The sequence below is a fragment of the Amycolatopsis tolypomycina genome (assembly GCF_900105945.1).
In the GTDB taxonomy this organism is placed as follows: Bacteria; Actinomycetota; Actinomycetes; order Mycobacteriales; family Pseudonocardiaceae; genus Amycolatopsis; species Amycolatopsis tolypomycina.
Genome location: NZ_FNSO01000004.1, coordinates 8,043,625 through 8,061,182 on the forward strand (window position 1 = coordinate 8,043,625; position 17,558 = coordinate 8,061,182).

Consider the following 17,558-nt stretch of genomic DNA (forward strand, 5'->3'; position numbering starts at 1 on the left):
CGGTTTTTCCGGCGGTGACCCGGGCAAAGTGTCGCCATGATCCACATCGGACTGGCGGCCCTGCTGCTGACTTCGGGTTACCAGGAGTCGTACGTCAACGAGGTGCACCCGATCGCAACGGCGATCAACGCGGCGTACGACATCCCGGCGTCGGTGACGGTGGCGCAGTCGATCCTCGAGTCGAACTGGGGTCGCAGCAAGCTGTCCACGGCCGAGCGGAACTACTTCGGCTTCAAGTGCGTGACCCCGACGAGCCCGGGACCGATCGCCCTGCGCTGCGTGTCGTACCCGACAACGGAGTGCGTCCCGGCACCGTGCCACCCGGTGGACGCGTATTTCCGCTCGTACGCCTCGATCGACGACTCGTTCCGCGACTACGGCCGCCTGCTGACGACGTCACCGAACTACGCGGCGGCGCTGCCGATGCGGAAGGATCCGGACGCGTTCATCCGGGCGGTGGCGCGGAAGTACGCCACCGACCCGGAGTACGCGAACAAGGTGATCAGGCTGATGGACTTGTACGACCTGCGCCGCTTCGACCGGTGAGCTGCTCGAAGAACCCGGCTCGGCGCAGTCCAGGACGTCGGCCAGCTCCGCCTTCCGCGCCCGCCCGATCAGGAGGAGCGTCCGGACCGGCAGCACATCAGAGGACACGGCGGCCCGACAGGGCGCGGCCCAGCGTCAGCTCGTCCGCGAACTCCAGGTCACCGCCCATCGGCAGCCCCGACGCCAGCCGCGTCACGCTCAGGCCCGGGAAGTCGCGCAGCATGCGGACCAGGTACGTCGCCGTTGCCTCGCCCTCCGTGTTGGGGTCCGTGGCGATGATGATCTCCTTGATGTCCGCCTCGCCGATGCGCTTGAGGAGCTCACGCATCCGCAGCTGTTCCGGGCCGATGCCCGACAGCGGGTCGAGCGCGCCGCCCAGGACGTGGTAGCGGCCCTTGAACTCGCGGGTGCGCTCGACCGCCAGGACGTCCTTCGGCTCCTCGACCACGCAGATGACCGTGAGGTCGCGGCGCTCGTCGCGGCAGATGCGGCACGTCGGCTGCTCGGAGACGTTGCCGCAGATCTCGCAGAACTGCACGCCCTCCTTGACCTTGCCGAGGACGTCCTGCAGCCGCGAGATGTCCGCCGGATCCGCGGCCAGCAGGTGGAACGCGATCCGCTGGGCGCTCTTCGGCCCGACCCCGGGCAGGCGCCCGAGCTCGTCGATCAGGTCCTGGACGACACCTTCGTACAAGTTCGTCAGCCGCCGAAGCCGAGGCTGCCGAGGTCCGGCATGCCGCCACCGCCGCCGAGCCCGCCGGCCAGCGGGCCGAGCTTCTGCTCGGTGAGCTTCTGCGCGCTCGCCGAGGCGTCGCGCACCGCCGCGACGATCAGGTCGGACAGCGTCTCGACGTCGTCCGGGTCGACCACCTTCGGGTCGATCTGCAGGCTCTTCAGCTGGCTGTCACCGGAGACGGTCGCGGTGACCAGTCCGCCGCCGGCCGTGCCGGTGACCTCGGTGTTGGCCAGCTCTTCCTGGGCCTCGACGAGCTTCTGCTGCATCTGCTGCGCCTGCTGCATCAGCTGGGAAAGGTCGAAGCCGCCGCCGGGTTGGGCCATGATCGCACTCGGTCCTCTCTGCACGCCTGTGTCCCCACCAGGGTAGTCGCGCCACGCGAAGTGCCGGGCTGTGGCACCGTGGTCGCCGTGCGACGCGCGACTGTCCCCCTGCTGCTGGCCGGTGCCCTGCTGCTCACCGGCTGCTCCGACGACGCTCCGGCGGCTGCGCCTCCACCCGTCCCGGTGGTCACCACTGCCTCTGCCACGCCCACGCCCACACCGTCGCCTTCTTCGGTCGCGCCGTCGCCGTCGCCCTCGCCCTCGCCCTCGTCAGCGGGGGCTGGGAAGGTCGTCGTGCTCGATCCCGGGCACAACGGCGGCAACGGCGCCCACCCGGCGGAGATCAACCGCCAGGTGCCTGCCGGGCGCGGGCAGACCAAGCCGTGCAACACGACCGGCACCGCGACCAACGCGGGTTACCCGGAGCACGCGTTCACGTTCGACGTCGCCCAGCGGGTCGGAAAGCTGCTGGCGGACAAGGGAATCCGCGTGGTCTACACGCGGCAGGACGACACGGGCGTCGGCCCCTGCGTCGACCGCCGGGCGGCGATCGGCAACGAGGCGGCCGCCGACGCGGTCGTCTCCATCCACGCCGACGGCTCGGAAGCGGCCGGGGCGAACGGCTTCCACGTCGCGTACTCGGCACCGCCGCTGAACGCCGCGCAGGGGGCACCGTCGACGCGGCTGGCCCAGACTCTGCGCGACACGATGCGCGCGAGCGGCTTCGGCACGGCGAACTACATCGGCGCGAACGGCCTGTCCCCCCGCGCGGACCTGGCCGGCCTCAACCTCTCGACGCGCCCAGCGGCCCTGGTCGAGTGCGGCAACATGCGCAACGCCACGGAGGCGGCCCGCATGACCAGCGCGGACGGCCGCCAGCAGTACGCGTCGGCCATCGCCGCGGCCATCGAGGCCTACCTGGCTGCCTGACCCCCGCCGTGTCGTCCGCCTGATCACGCGTGTCGACCCTTCGATCACGCGAGTCGACCTTTCCCGCACGCTCGGCGGGTACCGGAACGGCGAACTCGCGTGCCTGGACGGACGACACGCGTGATCCGGGGGTCGACACGCGTGATCCGGGGGTCGACGCGGTCCGGTTCAGTCGAGGGGGCGGGCGCCGAGGTGCTCGGAGAGGAGCTTGCGGGCCACCTCGTCCGGGTCCTGGTCCGGCGGGGGTGGGGGCGGCGGCGGGGCCGGGCTGGCGTCCTCGTTGTAGAGGTCCTCGTCGTCCTCGTCGGAGGGTTCCGGGGGCAGCGGGATGTCCGGCTCGGTCGTCGTGACCTTGGGCCGCGCCGGTGGGGGCGGGGTCGCCGGGCGGGCGGGCGCCTCGGCGGGTGCCGCGGCCGCCGCCGACTGGCGCGTGAACGACCGCTCCGGCGCGGGTGCCGCCGGCTGGGGACGGGCGGCGGGCGCGGCCGCCGGGGCGGTGCCGTGGACGCAGCGGACCTGCCAGTCGCCGCCCAGGACGTCGGTCAGGGCGCCGGCGATCTTGCGGGCGTTGTCCTGGTCGGAGAGGCGGCGGGCCAGCGGCTCGGACTTGTGGGTCAGCGTCACGGCGTTGCCCTCGACGCTCGCCACCGTCGCCTGCGTCAGCATCGCCTCGAGGCTGCGGCCACCGGTGAACTTGCGCAACGCGGTCATCAGCTGCGGCCAGATGTTCCGGATCCCGGCGGCGTCCAGCGCGCCCGACGCCGCGGGCGCGGCTTCCGGCGCCGAGGCGGGCGCGCCGCTCTCGGCGGCAGCCGGAGCCGACGTGCCGCCGCCGGGCGTGCGCACCGCACCCCAGCCGTCGCCGGACTGAGCGGGCGCCGAGGCTGCCGCGGCCGGAGCCTGGGCCGCCGCAGCCGCCGAGCTGCCGCCACCCGAGGCCGGAGTGCCGCTGCCCGGAGCCGGGGCCGAGGTGCCGCCACCTGAAGCCGGGGCCGAGGCGCCGCCACCCGAAGCCGCTGCCAAGGTGCCGCTGCCCCGAGTCGGAGTGCCGCTGCCCGGAGCCTGGACCGAGGTGCCGCTGCCCGGAGCCTGGGTTGCCGCGGCAGCAGCGGCGGCCGTGCCACCACCCGGTGTGCGCGGGCTCCCCCAACCGCCGTCACCCGGCTGAGCCGCGGCGGGCCGTCCGGGCGCCTTGACCGGCTCGGGCACCGGCGGCGGGCCCGCCGGCGCCGAGCGCTGCGAAGGCCTCGAGAACTCGCGTTCCGGCGCCGCCCGCACCGGCGGCTCCACGCCACCCTCGGCCGGCGCGCCTCCCCCGCCGGCCACGGTCGCCCGGCGCTCCAGGCGCTCGATCCGCGCCAGCAGCGCCTTCTCCGCGTCCGTCACCGAAGGCAGCAGCATCCGCGCGCACAGCAGCTCGAGCACGAGCCGCGGCGACGTCGCGCCCCGCATCTCCAGGAGTCCACTGTGGACGATGTCGGCGTAGCGCGAGAGGGTGGCGAGGCCGATCCGCTCGGCCTGCGCGACCATCCGCGAGAGCTCCTCCTCCGGCGCGGACACCAGCCCGCCCGCGGACTCCGGCACCGCGCGCAGCAGCACCAGGTCGCGCAGCCGGTCGAGCAGGTCGGTCGCGAACCGGCGCGGGTCGTGGCCCGCCTCCGTCAGCTTCTCGACCGTGCCGAACACCGTCGCCGCGTCCTCGGTCGAGAGCGCGTCGACCATGTCGTCGATCAGCGCGACGTCGGTGACGCCCAGCAGCGCGACCGCCCGCGCGTACGAAACGCCTTCCGGCCCGGCGCCGGCCAGCAGCTGGTCGAGCACCGACTGCGTGTCACGCGCCGAGCCACCGCCCGCGCGGATGACCAGCGGGTACACCGCCGGCTCGACCTCGACGCCCTCGGCCGCGATGTTGCGCTCCAGCAGGCTGCGCATCGAACTCGGCGGGATCAGCCGGAACGGGTAGTGGTGCGTGCGCGAGCGGATGGTGGTGAGCACCTTGTCCGGCTCGGTCGTCGCGAAGATGAAGATGACGTGCTCGGGCGGCTCTTCCACGATCTTCAGCAGGGCGTTGAAGCCCTGCGTGGTGACCATGTGCGCCTCGTCGATGATGAACACGCGGTAGCGCGACTCGGCGGGCGCGTAGAAGGCCTTGTCGCGCAGCTCGCGGGCGTCGTCGACACCACCGTGGCTCGCCGCGTCCAGCTCCGTGACGTCGACGCTGCCCGGCCCCTCGGGCGCCAGCGCGCGACACGAGTTGCACTCGCCGCACGGGTCCGGCGTCGGGCCCTTGGCGCAGTTCAGCGAGCGCGCCATGATGCGCGCGCTGGACGTCTTGCCGCAGCCGCGCGGCCCCGAGAAGAGGTAGGCGTGGTTGATCCGCCCGGCGGACAGCGCCGTGCGGAGAGGATCGGTCACATGCTCCTGACCGACGACCTCGGCGAAGGTCGCCGGACGGTACTTGCGGTACAGCGCGAGAGCCACCTCGCGAGGGTACCGGCAGGGTCCGACAACCTTCGCCGTGCGGTCAGGAGACCAGGGCCGCCGTTTCGGCGACCAGAGCGTTCACCTTGGTGACGTGCGCCGCGGTGAACGCGTCACGCGCCCGCGCCTTGGGCAGCTCGACGTCCAGGTAGCGCTGCAGGCCCGAGTCGGGACCGTCGAGGGCGCCCTGCGCGACCGCGACGACCTCGGGGCCTTCCCCCAGCGTCCGGGTGGCGTACACCGACAGGTCGATCAGGTGCGCGGTGTACCGGCCGTGGGCCAGGAACTCGCGGATGTCCGCGACGGTGCCGTCCAGCGCCCGCTGCGCCGCCGGCTTCGTCGCCGGGCCGCCGGCCGCCAGGATCTGGTTGACCTCGATGCGGTCGTCGGTGTCCCGGCCCGGGTAGTCACCGGTGCGCAGCAGCGCGGCGACCCCGGCGTACGGGCCGGCGAGCACGTCACGAGCCGCCTGGCGCAGGCCGGGGCGGGCCTTCGGGTCCGCCGCGATCGCCGCGACGGCGGCCCGGTCGTCGGCCTCCTGCGCGACGGCGAGACCGCTGCGCACGAACGTGACGACGTCGTCGTCCGAGCCGCTCAGCGCGGCGCGGGCGGCGTTCTCGACCGCGGCACCGCCGTTGCGGAGCAGGTAGACCGACGCCTTGCGGCCGTTCGGCACGGTCAGCGCCGGGTCGGCCGCGTCGGCGAGCAGCTTGTCGTTGTCGGTCTTGGCCTGCGCGGCGCGCGCCGCGGCCTCCTTGGCCTGCTGCTGCGCGGCCGCGTCGGCCGCGGCGGCGGCCCGGCCGTCCTGCTGGTTCCGGTCCCGCTGGGCGGCGAGCCGGTCGGTGTTCGCCGTCCGCGCGTCCGCGGCGATCTTCCGGGCGGTTCCCGCGGCGATCTTCACCGCCAGGATGCGGTGGGCGGCCTTGGCCGCCTTGGCCGCGTCCAGCTGCTGCCGGACCGCGGTGACTTCTGCGTCGTTGTTCGTGGCGACCTGCCGCCACAGCGACAGGAAGTACCGGACGTCATCCGGCGTGCCGTCGAGCGCGGTCTGCGCGGCGGCCTTGACCTCCGGGCCGCCGTCGGCCACGGCCTGGTTGACCGTGAGCCGGTCGTCGACGTCCCTGGCCTGCTGCAGGCCGGTCTCCAGGAAGGCCCGGACGTCGGCGGGGGTGCCGTCGAGGGCCTGCTGGGCACGGGCGTTGACGGTCGGGCCGCCGGTGGCCATGGCCTGGCCGACGGCGAGCCGGTCGTCGGTGATCCGGGCGCGCTGCAGGCCGTTCGCCAGGTACTCGCGGATGTCGTCCGGGGTGCCGGAGAGGGCCTGCTGGGCGGTGCGCCTGGTGGCCGGTCCGCCGGTGGCGAGCGCCTGGCTGACGAGGACCCGCTCGTCATCGATCTGCGCCTGCCGTCGGCCGGTGGCCAGGAACGCCTGCAGGTCGGCCGGCGAGCCGAGCAACGCCGTTTCGGCGGCCCGCGCCACGCCGGGACCGCCGGTTTCCAGCAGCGCCACGGCCTGTGCCCGGTCGGGCAGCACGTCCGCGGCCGCCGGCGTCGCGAAGACGCCGGCCGCGAGTGCCGCGGCAACGATTACTGCGTTTGCACGCACGGTGAAAACCCCCTCGATCGATGATCGTCCGGTTGCTTATCGCCGGGGTCGCCGGAATGTTTCCGATAACCTCGACGCCTGTGAGCCGCACGCGGAAGCCCGAGCCGGAGCCCGGGCGCTACCCCGTGCGGTTCGGCACGGCGGAGCTGGTCCGCGACGCCGACCGCGGCAACGCCTGGCTGGTGTCGGTGGACGGCGTCGCGCAGTCGTACGTCGACCTCGACAACCCCACCCACCTGGAGTTCGACTACGTCCGCCGGTTCGGCGACGTGGTCGACCGGCTGCCGCCGGGCCCGCTGGACGCGCTCCACATCGGCGGGGCGGCGTGCACGCTGCCGCGGTACGTCGCGGCGTCGCGGCCGGGGTCCCGCCAGCTGGTGTTCGACGCCGACGGTGACCTGGTGGAGCTGGTCCGCACGCAGCTGGGACTGCGGGTGCCGGGCTTGCGCGTCCGGGTGACGGACGGCCGCGAGGGCCTCGCGACGCGCCGGGAGGATTCGGCGGACCTGGTGGTGGTCGACGCGTTCGAGCGCGCCACGCTGGCGGGCGGCCTGGCCACGCTCGAGGCGACAACGGCGATCGCGGGCCTCCTGCGCGCCCCGGGCATCTACCTGGCGAACATCACGGACGGCGCGGGCCTCCCGTTCGCCCGCCGCTTCCTGGCGACGCTGCTCGAGGTCTTCCCCCAGGTGATGCTGCTGGCGGACCCGGGAGTGCTCCGCGGCCGCCGCTTCGGCAACCTGGTGCTGGCAGCCTCGGCGAGCGACCTCCCGACGGCGGAGATAGCGCAGAAGACGGCGTCGGCAGCGTTCCCGGCGCGGTGCGTGCACGGCGCAGAGCTGCGGAAACTGGCAGGCAAGGCGGCGCCGATCACGGACGCGGACACCCCACCACCCCCGAGCCCCCCGGACGACGTGCTGGGCTTGTTCTAGGGCCCCAAGCGCCCCAATGTGGCGTTGGGTGCGTTGAACGCACCGAACGCCACATTGGGTGCATCCAACGCAACCAACGCCACATTGGGGCGCAAGAGCGGGCCGCGGCAGCACCGGAGCCGCGGCAAAGCCGGGCCCACACAAGCACGGGAGCCGCGGCAAAGCCGGGCCCACGCAAGCACGGGAGCCGCGGCAAAGCGGAGCCCACACAAGCACGGGAGCTGCGGCAAAGCGGAGCCACGGCAGACCTCCCAGGCCGAACCAGAGGCACCGTGGGGGTCCGGGGGCTCGGCCCCCGGGCAAAAGGACGAAGTGAAGGCCCGGCGAAGGGGCGAAGCCCCGAGAGCCGGAGCCGAAAAGAAGGGGACCCCGCGCACCCGCCAGAGCCTGCTTATCCTTGCTGCCTTCCGGCCCTGGGGAGGTTCACAGGGTGGACGCCGCGCGGGGTCCGCCGCCTAGTGTAGCGGGCCCCGATCAAGCCCCCGCGCCCGCCTGGGCTCGGGCTCGCTTGAACGTGTTGTGGAGCACCGCCAGCAGGGCGTCTCGCACCGACAGTTTCTGCCGGGCGTCGAACGTGATCAGCGGGACGTCGTCGCTCACCGCGAGTGCCCAGCGGACGTCCTCGAGGTTGTGGCCGAGCGAGCCGTCGAACATGTTCACCGCCACCACGAACGGGAGGCCCGCGTTCTCGAAGTAGTCGACCGCCGGGTAGCAGTCGTCCATGCGGCGGGTGTCCACGATGACCAGGGCGCCCAGTGCGCCGTGGACCAGGTCCTGCCACATGAAGCCGAAGCGGTCCTGGCCGGGCGTGCCGAACAGGTACAGCTTGACCTCTTCGTCGATGGTGATGCAGCCGAAGTCGAGTGCCACCGTCGTCGTGGTCTTGGCGGGGACGTGGCCGGTGTTGTCCGCCGACATCGAGGTGATCGCCGCCTCCGTTGTGAGGGGCTTGATCTCGGAGATCGACGACACGGCCGTCGTCTTGCCGACGCCGAAGCCGCCCGCGATGACGATCTTGACCGGGGCCGGCGGCCGGGCGCCCGGTTCAGTGAATGGCTTCGAGTCCACGAATGACCCTTTCGATCATGCCGAGGTCGTGCGAGTTGTGGTTGCCCGGCCGCCGGACGACGACGTAGCCCAGTTCGGCGAGGTCGGCCACCAGGACCCTGGCCACGCCGATGTGCAGGCCGAGCATGGCGGCCACCTCGGCGACCGACATCGTGTTCCGGCAGAGGGACACGATTTCCTGGCGTTCGAACGTGAGCTTCGGGTGCGACGCCGCCCCGAGGCGGGACGTCATGACCTGCGCCTCGATCTCCAGGCTCTGGTCGACCGGCTGCGCCCGCCCCGAGGTCATCAGGTACGGCCGCAGCAGCGAAGGCTCTTCGGTCATCACGACCCCACGGTGTTCTTGAGCTCCTCGATCAGGCCCGGCGTGAGCACTTCGGTGGCGCGGTTGGCGAACATCGCCATCTCGTAGGCGATCGTGCCCAGGCTGGCCTGCTTGTTGGCCAGCACGCCGAGGGAACAGCCGATGCTGATCGTGCAGACGAGCAGGTAGCCGTGCTCGAGCTCGATGATCACCTTGTCCGGCGAGCCGAGCGGGTGGCTTTCGGAGACGCCGTGGGCGAGGCCGAGCATCGCGGAGGAGATCGCGGCGAGGCGGTCGGCGTTGGAGCGCTCGAGCTCCGTCGACATCGCGATCAGCAGGCCGTCGGCCGAGACCGCGATGGCGGCTATCGCGCCCGCGGTGTGCTGCGCGAAGCGGCTCACCAGCCAGTTGAAGTTCTGGGCTTCGACACTGACGCCAGGTGCGGGGATGCTCATTTCCTGCTCTCTTCTCCTCGTTCCATCACACGACCGGCGACCACGCCTTGGGGCGGGCTGTCTGCCGTCATGTCCTCCGCCTTCGCGAGGCCGGCGGAGAACGCGTCGAACGCCGCTCGTTCGGCCGCCGGGTCCCGCTTGGTGCGGTTGACGACGGCGCGGGCGAGCGGCCGCCCCGCGGTCTGCTTGCGCAGGCCCGGGGCGAGCTGGGCACCGGGGACACGGCGCATCAGGCCGTCGCGCGACTGCGCGGCGGCCGTGAACGGGGCGGTGGCCACCGGTGGTGCGTCCACGGGGACGCGGACCGGGAGAGGTGACACGGGTGCGGTCACGACGGTAGGCGGTGCGGGCGGCGGTTCGGCCGTCAGCGCGGTGACTTCCGCGGCCTTCGGAAAGGCCGGGGCCGGCGGTGCGCCGGCTTCGGAGGCTTTGGCGAAGGCGCTCGCGAAGCCGTCCATCGCCGCCTTGGTCGCTTCCGGGTCGTGCCTCGGTTTGGTGTCGGCCGCCGGCGCGGACGTGCCCGGGCTGGGCAGCTGGGCGCCGCGGACCCGGCGGCGCAGGCCGCCACGGGATTCCGGAGCAGCGGCCGCCGCGACCGCCACCGCCGGCTCGGGCGCTTCGGCGGGCGTCGCGTCGGGTTCGGCGTCCGGCCACACCGGTTCCAGTTCGCGGAACCAGCGGAAGCCGTTGCCGTTGCCGAGCAGCGCCGGGATCGCCGGCGCCGGCAGTTCGGCCGGCCGGTCGCCTGCCGGTTCGGGCGCCGGCGGCCGGAAAGCGTCCACATTGGACGAAGGGAGCGGGGTGGCCGGCGCGGCGTGCCGCGGCGACGACGCCATCGGCGGCGCGGCCTGCGCCGGGATCGCGGGCGCCTGCTCGGTCTTCGGCCGCAGTGCGGTGCGGTGGGTGAACAGCGCCGCCGGGATGGTCAGCCGCGCGGTGACACCGCCGGTGGTCGGCGTCGCGAGCAGCTCGACGCCCAGCTGGTGGCGCCGCGCCAGGCGGCCGACCACGAACAGGCCGAGCACGCTGGTCGGCGCGAGCTCCAGGCGTTCGCGCTCGACGAGCCGCAGGTTCTCCTCGGCCAGCTTCTCGGCGGTCATGCCGATGCCGTGGTCGACGATGCTCACCAGGCAGGCACCGTCGGCGAGCATCATGGTGTCGACCTCGACCATCGAGCCCGGGGGCGAGAACGACGTCGCGTTCTCCAGCAGCTCGGCGAACACGAGCACCAGGTCGGCACCGAGCGCCGACGAGAGCAGGATTTCCGCGACGACACCGAGCTTGACGCGCTGGTAGTCCTCGATCTCCGCGAGCGCCGAACGCAGCGCCGTCGACAGCTCGATCGGGCCGGCGATGCGGGTTTCGTCGCGGGTGCCGGACACCACGAGCAGGTTGTCGGCGTTCCGGCGCAGGCGGGTGGAGAGGTGGTCGAGCCGGTACAGGCTGGCCAGCAGCCGGGTGTCCTGCTCGTTGCGCTCGACCTCGTCGATCAGGGCCAGCTGGCGGCCGACGAGGTTCTGCGTGCGCTTCGCGACGTTCGCGAACATCAGGCTGGTGTTGCGCCGGGTGAGCGCCTGGCGTTCGACCAGCTCGGCCGCGGTGGTCTGGACCCGGTTGAACGCGGCGGCCAGCTTGCCCAGCTCGTCTTCGGAGACGACGTCGATGGTGGCCAGCCGCGGGATCTGCTCCTCGGCTTCCTCGGTGTCGGTCACGCGGACGAGCTCGGTGCCGGCGAGGTCGGCGACCGACGTCGCCGCGGTGGTCAGCTGGCGCAGCGGGCCGGCGATCGAGCGGGAGACCGCGACGGCGAGGAACGCGACCAGCAGGAACAGCGCGCCGGCGCCGAGGCCGACCGTCCAGGCCAGCTGCGTCGCGCTGTCGGCACGCGCGGTCGCGGAGTCGGCGATCTCGTTGATCGCCTTCTCCTGCACGAGCTTCCGCTGGCCGGCGTGGGCGTCCGCGGCGGCGAACACGTCCGCGACGTACTGCGTGGTGGCCGCCGCGTCCCGGGGCTTGTCGACCTCGGCGGCGAGTTCGTCGACGCGCCGCCCGGCGTCGCTCTGCTCGATCCGGACGACCTGGGCGGACCGCTCGGCGTCGTCGCCGTCGTCGCCCTGCTTGACGAACCGGTCGATGAAGATCGGCGCCTGCTGGGTCGCGTCGTCGAGGATGGGCCGGCCGGCTTCGGGGGACACCGCGGTCACGATGAGGGCCATCGCGCGCAGCGAGTTCTCCTCGTTCGCCCGCAGCAGCGCGTCCAGCGCCGTCAGCTCGCGCGCGCCCTCGGCGTCACTGGTGAGCTGCGGAACCAGGCGCAGGGAGTCGATCACCGCGTCGATCACGGCGTTGTAGGTACGGGCGACGCTGTCGAGCGCGACGCCGCGGCGGGCGGCGTTCTGCCGGAGCTCGGCCAGCGAGCCGATCCGGGTCAGCGCCGCGGAAAGCTCGTCGGGGGCGTCGTCGCCCAGCGAACCGCGGACGTCGGCGACCGCCCGGTCGACCACCTTCTGCTGCTGGACCATCTGGTCGGGGCTCGCCGACGGCGTCGCCACGAACGCGGCCGTCAGCAGCCGCTCGCGCTGCAGCTGCCACATCAGCCCGCCGAGCTGCTGGGCGTGCCGCGCCACGGCGGCCGACTCCGCCGCCGCACCGGCGCTGTTCGCCTGCGTCAGCACGAACGGCACCGACACCAGCACCACCGCGACCAGCGGGGGCAGGAGCAGCAGGTTCAGCTTGCCGCGAATACCGAGCCGGGCGAGAAATCCCCCGCCGCCGGCCCGTTTCGCGGTCGACCTGCCGTGTCTCATCCCGCCACCTTCCCGTCTTCCGTTCTCACTCGACCGCGGCCACCCGGCTCACGTGGCCGCGGTGCTGCTCCCGGACCAGGTCCTCGATCCGGGCGCGCAGCGCGAGGAACCGCGGTTCGCGCTTCACCGCCAGGTCGCGCTCGGCGGGCAGCGCCACCTCGACGTCGGCCGCGACCCGGCCCGGGTCGGAGGCGAGCACCACCACCCGGCCGCCGAGGAAGACCGCCTCCTCGACGTCGTGGGTGACCATCAGCACCGTGGTGCCGGTGTCGGCCCACACCTGGCGGATCAGCACCTGCATGTCCTCTTTGGTCTGGACGTCCAGCGCGCCGAAGGGTTCGTCCAGCAGCAGGACTTCCGGTTCGCACGCCAGGGCGCGCGCGATCGCGACGCGTTGCTTCTGGCCGCCGGAAAGCTGCTTGGGCAGCGACTTGCGCACGCCGTCGAGGCCGGTTTCGGCGAGGTACCAGTTCACGCGCTCGGCGCGCTCGGCCGGGTCGAGCGAGAGCAGCTCGAGCCCGAACGCGACGTTCTTCTCCACGCTGCGCCACGGGTAGAGCGCGCCGGCCTGGAAGACGAGGCCGCGGTCCGGGCCCGGCCCGGTCACCGGCACGCCGTCGAGCACGATCTCGCCCTCGGTCGGCTTGCTGAGCCCGGCCACCAGCGACAGCAGCGTCGACTTGCCCGAGCCGCTCGCGCCGACGACGCAGACGAACTCGCCGCGCAGCACCTCGAGGTCGACGCCGTCGAGGGCGCGCGTGACCTTGCCGCGGACGGTGTAGTCCTTCGCGACGTTCCGCAGTTCCAGCGTCATGCCGCCCACTTCCCGACCCGCGTGCGCAGCAGGCGCAGCAGGACGTCGATGAGGAGCCCGGCGATCCCGATCACGACGAGCACCGCGAAGATCTTGTCGGTCTGCAGGAACCGCTGCGCGCGGACGATCCGGTAGCCGAGGCCGGCCGAGGAGTTGATCAGCTCGGCGACGACCACGAAGTTCCACGCCGCGGCGGCGTTGACCCGGATCGCGTCGATCATGCCGGGCAGCGAGTGCGGCACGACGATCTTGCGCAGCACTTCGCCGCGGCGCGCGCCGAGCGTGTAGGAGACGTCGATGAGCGAGTCCGGCACGCCGCGGACGACGTCGGCGGTCATCAACGTGTTGAAGAACACCGTCCCGATGAACAGGATGGCGATCTTCGACGGCTCGCCGAGGCCGAGCCAGATGATCAGCAGCGGGATGAACGCGCTCGCCGGCAGGTAGCGCAGCAGCCCGATCAGCGGCTCGAAGAACGCCTGCCCGGCGGTGAAGCTGCCCATCAGGATGCCGAGCGGCACCGAGACGACCACGGCGAGGCCGAAGCCCTCGAGCACGCGCAGGGTGGTCGTCCCGAGGTCGTCGAAGAGCTCGCCGGTGCTCGCCATGTCGGCCCCGGCCTGGAGGACCGCGACCGGGGACGGCAGGAACGTCGAGTCGACGGACCCGCTGACGCTCAGCACGATCCACGCGATCAGCGGGATGGCGAACGACAGCACCGCGAGCGTCCAGCGCGACGCCGCGGAAATGGGGGTGCGCAAGGAGAAAAGGGGCGAAGCGGACGGCTTCAGCCCGGCCCGGCGGGGCAGCGGCGACCAGTTCGGCCGTCCGCCGCCCGCCTGGGCCGCCTCCTGCTGTTCGGCGAGCCGCTGTTCGGCTTCCTGCGCCTCGGCGGCGTGCGCCTCGGCCGGGCTCGCCGGGGTGGTGCGCTGGGTGGGACCGGTCACTGGGGCGCAGCCTTCACGAACTGGTCGACGAACAGGCCGTCGAGCGACGGCCGCTGCTGGGCGAGGCCGGTGCTGACGATGAAGTCGATGATCTTGTTCGCCTGGTAGTCGAGGTGCTGCGGGGTGACACCCGGCGTGAACGCGTCGATGTTCTGCTGCCGCGTGAAGATCGTGGTGCCGGCGTCGTAGGACTTGTAGTCCGCTTCGGACACACCGCCGCGCTTGGCCATGATCTTGATGGCCGCTTCCTTGTTGTTCTTGATCCAGGTCAGCGTCTCGAACCAGGTGTTGACCAGCGCCTGGACGTCCTTCGGGTTGTCCTTGACCAGCTTCTGCGACGTGACGAGGTGGTCCGGGATGGCACCGGGGAACTCGGCCGACGAGGAGATCGCGCGGCTGCCCGGGCGCTCCAGCGCGGTCGAGGTGAACGGCGCGAACGCGGCGACCGCGTCGACCTGGCCGCTCTTGAACGCGGCGGCCGCGGCGTCGGTCGGCAGGTTGACGAGCTGGATGTCCTTTTCGGTCAGGTTCGCCGACTGCAGCGCGAGCAGCAGCAGGTAGTGGTCGACCAGGCCCTGCTCGACGGCGACCTTCTTGCCCTTGAGGTCGGCGATGCTGGTGATGCCGTCCCGCGCGATGATCTTGTCGTTGCCGGTCGAGTTATCGTTTACCAGCACGATCGACAGCTTGGCGCCGCCGGAGACCGACGACAGCGTGTCGTTGAGGGTCTGGCTGTTGGCGTCGATCGCACCGCTGGAGAGCGCGTTGATGCTGTCGGTGTAGTTGTCGAAGTACTTGAGGTCGACGTTGACGCCGTTCTTGGCGAACAGCCCCTGCTCCTGCGCCACCTGCCAGGGGAACCAGCCCGGCCAGGCGCTGAACCCGATGGTGATCTTGCTCCCGCTTCCCGATGCGGAACTGCCGCTGCACCCGGAAAGCGCGGTGACGCCGGCCAGGGTCAGCAAGGTGAGGAGCACCGTCAGCAGACGGGGGCGAGGACGGGAAATCACAACGAAACTCCAGGTTGCGGGGGAAGTGGAGTGGTGCCGTACCAATGGGGGAATCGCGGTGCTCGGGGCTACAGGTGGTGACGACGGGGTGGTCGTTCGGGTGGAGCTGCGCTACCGCGCACGGTCATCGCTGCTCACTTCCGGCCGCACCTGATCGGGTCATCGCGAGAGAACGCGGACAGGAAGCACTTACACCAAGTGAAATACCAGCACTCACCGTACTGGCGCAGCCACCCCTGTCCCTCTCCCGGCGGAGAGCCTAGCGACTAGCACAAGATCCCCACAACGTCCGGGCTTTGCATCCAAACGAGTGACCGCCGCCCGGGTCAGCCTGCGACATCGATGTGTTCGAGGTCGCTTTACCCGTAATTTCGGTCGGCCGACCGGCCAATATTCCGGCGCGCGTGTGCGGGGAGCGCGTGCAAGTGCACGCCCCGAAGTCCCTAGTCGTTACGGCGACAGCGGGCGGTGCCGAGATCATCACCGAGAGCGAGTCGATGGCGCCGAACGGTCGTCCGGAATGAACCGGACACGCTCCGGAAATTCGAACACCTGTCCGAAACCGCCGTTATCGCATCGGGCCGGAACGAGCCGGATGATTCCCAGACTGTTAACACGCTCGAAACAATTCGAGCGGGCCTCTCTAATTTCTGTCAAACGACAGATTTAGTGAGGTCGTAAACGGTCGTGCCGCCGACGGACATCGGCGTGAAGTTCTGCTCGACCCAGGCCTGGATTTCCCCCGCGGTCCCCCGGCCGCCGCCGAAGCCGCCCCGGCCGCCGGCGACGTAGTAGCGGATGTCGCCGTCGGCGACGTACTGCCGGAACCGCGTCAGGGTCGGCGCCGGGTCGCTGCCGCTGAAGCCGCCGATCGCGAGCACCGGCCGTCCGCTGGCCAGCGCCAGGCCCGCCGACTGCATCGCGCCGCTCTGCGCCGCGGCCCACTTCGTCGTCGTGCCCTTCAGCAGGTCGATGACGGCGGTGTCCGGCTCCCCCGCGCCGAAGCCGCGCGGGCCGCCGAAGCCGCGTCCGCTCGCGACGGCCGGCCCGGACGACGGCTGCCCGCCCGAGTGCGCGGTCGCCGCCGTCGCCAGCGTGAAGGCCGTTGTCCCGAGCAGCGCGCCGCAGAGGCCGAGCACGGCGACGACCGGACTGAGCCGCCGGAACCGGTCGGCGCCGAAGAGCAGGCCCACGACGGCGGCGGCCCCGGACACCAGGAGCGCGTACCGGACCCACGGCTGCCAGTCCGGCGTCCGCGCGAGGAGGACGAAGGCCCAGACGGCGGTGACCGCGAGCATGACGGCGAGCACCGCGCGGGCGGTGAAGTTCGCCCTGCCGCGCCAGAGTTCGCGGGCGGAGATCGCCAGGGTGGCGACGATCCCGGGGGCCAGCGCGACCGTGTAGTACGGGTGGATGATGCCGCTCATGTAGCTGAGCACCAGCGCGGTGACCACCAGCCAGCCGCCCCACAGCAGCAGCGCCGCCCGCGTGCGGTCGGTGCGGGGCGCGCGGCGCGTGAACCAGAGACCGGCGACCAGCCCGACGAGCGCCGCGGGCAGCAGCCACGACGCCTCGCCGCCGAACTCGCCGCCGAACAGCCGGGTCAGGCCGGCCTGGCCGCCGAAGCCGCGGCCCCCGGCGGGCAGTTCCATCCCGGCGGGCGGCGTGAACGTCCGGCCGCCGCCACCGCGTCCTTCGCCGAAGATCCGGCCCAGACCGTTGTAGCCGAAGGCCAGCTCCAGCACGGTGTTGTCGGTCGAGCCGCTGATGTAGGGCCGGTCCGCGACCGGCCACAGCGCGACGGCGGCCACCCACCACCCGGCGGAGACGACCACCGCGCCGGCCGCGGCGCACAGCTGGCCGATCCGGCGGCGCAGCGACGTCGGCGCCGCGACGGCGTACACCAGCACGAAGGCGGGCAGCACGAGGAAGGCCTGCAGCATCTTGTCGAGGAAGCCGAAGCCGATCGCGACCCCGGCGAGCACCAGCCACTTCGTGCTCGCGTGCTCCAGCGCCCGCACCACGCAGTAGGCACCGGCGACGAGGAGGAGGACGAGGAAGGCGTCGGGGTTGTCGAACCGGAACATGAGCGCGGCGACCGGCGTCAGGGCGAGCCCGGCCCCGGCCAGCAACCCGGCACCGGGCCCGGAAAGCCGCCGCACGGCGAGGTAGAGCAGGCCGACCGACGCGACGCCGGCGAGCGCGTCCGGCACGAGCAGGCTCCAGCTGGAGAAGCCGAAGAGCCGGCCGGACAGTCCCATGACCCACAGGGAGAACGGCGGTTTGTCGACGGTGACGACGTTGCCCGGATCGAGCGAGCCGAAGAACAGCGCCTTCCAGCTCCACGTGCCGGCCTGCACGGCCATCGCGTAGAAGTCGTTGCCCCAGCCGTTCTTCGCCAGGTCCCACAGGTAGAGCACCCCGGTGCCGAGCAGCAACGCGGCGACGGAAGGGTTGACCCACCGCGGTTTCCGGGCGGGCGCGGGCGGCTGGGGCTGGGCGTGTTCGGGCGCCGACAACGTGGTCGTCATGAAGATCACCGTGTCCGCGGTGCATGTGGTGAACTTGTGGCGAACCTGTGCGCCGGCTGTGCATGCGC

Annotated in this window: 15 protein-coding genes and 1 other RNA gene; 3 read left to right on the forward strand and 13 right to left on the reverse strand. The window is 72.2% G+C overall.

Going from position 1 to position 17,558, the window contains the following annotated elements; genetic code table 11:
• Positions 1-36: 36 nt before the first annotated feature.
• Entirely contained in the window at positions 37-546 is a 510-nt protein-coding gene (locus BLW76_RS46845; RefSeq protein WP_091319090.1) for a glucosaminidase domain-containing protein, read from the forward strand.
• A gap of 97 nt (positions 547-643) precedes the next feature.
• Here the strand turns inward: BLW76_RS46845 and recR are convergent, their stop codons facing one another.
• Both recR and BLW76_RS46855 read right to left on the reverse strand, forming a co-directional pair.
• Positions 644-1,240 (reverse strand): recombination mediator RecR, encoded by a 597-nt coding sequence (recR, locus tag BLW76_RS46850; RefSeq protein WP_091319092.1) that lies wholly within the window; start codon positions 1,238-1,240, stop codon positions 644-646.
• A 5-nt stretch (positions 1,241-1,245) separates the two neighbouring features.
• Positions 1,246-1,605: a YbaB/EbfC family nucleoid-associated protein gene (locus tag BLW76_RS46855; protein ID WP_013230627.1), complete on the reverse strand. Its 360-nt coding sequence runs from the start codon at positions 1,603-1,605 to the stop codon at positions 1,246-1,248.
• A 78-nt stretch (positions 1,606-1,683) separates the two neighbouring features.
• Here BLW76_RS46855 and BLW76_RS46860 point away from each other — a divergent pair, with 78 nt between their 5' ends.
• On the forward strand, positions 1,684-2,535 hold the full coding sequence (locus tag BLW76_RS46860) for an N-acetylmuramoyl-L-alanine amidase (RefSeq protein WP_208613516.1): 852 nt from the start codon (positions 1,684-1,686) through the stop codon (positions 2,533-2,535).
• A gap of 168 nt (positions 2,536-2,703) precedes the next feature.
• Here BLW76_RS46860 and BLW76_RS46865 read toward each other — a convergent pair whose 3' ends face one another.
• Together BLW76_RS46865 and BLW76_RS46870 are read right to left on the reverse strand one after the other, a co-directional pair.
• Positions 2,704-5,016, reverse strand: a complete 2,313-nt coding sequence (locus BLW76_RS46865) for a DNA polymerase III subunit gamma and tau (RefSeq protein WP_091319095.1) — start codon at positions 5,014-5,016, stop codon at positions 2,704-2,706.
• A gap of 43 nt (positions 5,017-5,059) precedes the next feature.
• On the reverse strand, positions 5,060-6,622 hold the full coding sequence (locus tag BLW76_RS46870) for an ALF repeat-containing protein (RefSeq protein WP_091319097.1): 1,563 nt from the start codon (positions 6,620-6,622) through the stop codon (positions 5,060-5,062).
• A gap of 56 nt (positions 6,623-6,678) precedes the next feature.
• Here BLW76_RS46870 and BLW76_RS46875 point away from each other — a divergent pair, with 56 nt between their 5' ends.
• The gene (locus BLW76_RS46875) at positions 6,679-7,554 is read left to right on the forward strand and encodes a spermidine synthase (protein WP_091319100.1); all 876 of its coding nucleotides are present in this window, start codon (positions 6,679-6,681) and stop codon (positions 7,552-7,554) included.
• 358 nt (positions 7,555-7,912) lie between these two features.
• Here the strand turns inward: BLW76_RS46875 and ffs are convergent.
• The 9 genes from ffs to BLW76_RS46920 all read right to left on the reverse strand — a co-directional run bounded on the left by ffs (position 7,913) and on the right by BLW76_RS46920 (position 17,490).
• An RNA gene (gene ffs / locus BLW76_RS46880) (signal recognition particle sRNA small type) lies at positions 7,913-8,007 on the reverse strand.
• Between the two features lie 21 nt (positions 8,008-8,028).
• Complete coding sequence (locus BLW76_RS46885; RefSeq protein ID WP_091319102.1) at positions 8,029-8,622, reverse strand: GTP-binding protein; 594 nt, start codon at positions 8,620-8,622, stop codon at positions 8,029-8,031.
• The gene (locus BLW76_RS46890; protein WP_091319104.1) at positions 8,600-8,947 is read right to left on the reverse strand and encodes a DUF742 domain-containing protein; all 348 of its coding nucleotides are present in this window, start codon (positions 8,945-8,947) and stop codon (positions 8,600-8,602) included. The genes BLW76_RS46885 and BLW76_RS46890 overlap by 23 nt, the downstream gene beginning before the upstream one ends.
• Entirely contained in the window at positions 8,947-9,381 is a 435-nt protein-coding gene (locus BLW76_RS46895) for a roadblock/LC7 domain-containing protein (RefSeq protein WP_003061341.1), read from the reverse strand. Before BLW76_RS46895 ends, BLW76_RS46890 begins: the two co-directional genes overlap by 1 nt.
• Entirely contained in the window at positions 9,378-12,188 is a 2,811-nt protein-coding gene (locus tag BLW76_RS46900; protein WP_091319106.1) for a sensor histidine kinase, read from the reverse strand. Before BLW76_RS46900 ends, BLW76_RS46895 begins: the two co-directional genes overlap by 4 nt.
• A 25-nt stretch (positions 12,189-12,213) precedes the next feature.
• Entirely contained in the window at positions 12,214-13,002 is a 789-nt protein-coding gene (locus BLW76_RS46905; RefSeq protein WP_091320740.1) for an ABC transporter ATP-binding protein, read from the reverse strand.
• Positions 12,999-13,949, reverse strand: a complete 951-nt coding sequence (locus tag BLW76_RS46910) for an ABC transporter permease (RefSeq protein ID WP_091319108.1) — start codon at positions 13,947-13,949, stop codon at positions 12,999-13,001. The genes BLW76_RS46905 and BLW76_RS46910 overlap by 4 nt, the downstream gene beginning before the upstream one ends.
• The gene (locus BLW76_RS46915) at positions 13,946-14,959 is read right to left on the reverse strand and encodes an ABC transporter substrate-binding protein (protein ID WP_208613517.1); all 1,014 of its coding nucleotides are present in this window, start codon (positions 14,957-14,959) and stop codon (positions 13,946-13,948) included. The genes BLW76_RS46910 and BLW76_RS46915 overlap by 4 nt, the downstream gene beginning before the upstream one ends.
• Before the next feature lie 653 nt (positions 14,960-15,612).
• On the reverse strand, positions 15,613-17,490 hold the full coding sequence (locus BLW76_RS46920; protein ID WP_208613518.1) for a glycosyltransferase family 39 protein: 1,878 nt from the start codon (positions 17,488-17,490) through the stop codon (positions 15,613-15,615).
• Positions 17,491-17,558 lie beyond the last annotated feature (68 nt).

What these genes read in the sequence shown, in the direction of transcription:
- BLW76_RS46900 (WP_091319106.1), bottom strand. Translation starts at nt 12,188, where the DNA reads ATGAGACACGGCAGGTCGACCGCGAAACGGGCCGGCGGCGGGGGATTT.
- BLW76_RS46890 (WP_091319104.1), bottom strand. Translation starts at nt 8,947, where the DNA reads ATGACCGAAGAGCCTTCGCTGCTGCGGCCGTACCTGATGACCTCGGGG.
- BLW76_RS46895 (WP_003061341.1), bottom strand. Translation starts at nt 9,381, where the DNA reads ATGAGCATCCCCGCACCTGGCGTCAGTGTCGAAGCCCAGAACTTCAAC.
- BLW76_RS46845 (WP_091319090.1), top strand. Translation starts at nt 37, where the DNA reads ATGATCCACATCGGACTGGCGGCCCTGCTGCTGACTTCGGGTTACCAG.
- BLW76_RS46855 (WP_013230627.1), bottom strand. Translation starts at nt 1,605, where the DNA reads ATGGCCCAACCCGGCGGCGGCTTCGACCTTTCCCAGCTGATGCAGCAG.
- BLW76_RS46920 (WP_208613518.1), bottom strand. Translation starts at nt 17,490, where the DNA reads ATGACGACCACGTTGTCGGCGCCCGAACACGCCCAGCCCCAGCCGCCC.
- BLW76_RS46875 (WP_091319100.1), top strand. Translation starts at nt 6,679, where the DNA reads ATGTTTCCGATAACCTCGACGCCTGTGAGCCGCACGCGGAAGCCCGAG.
- BLW76_RS46905 (WP_091320740.1), bottom strand. Translation starts at nt 13,002, where the DNA reads ATGACGCTGGAACTGCGGAACGTCGCGAAGGACTACACCGTCCGCGGC.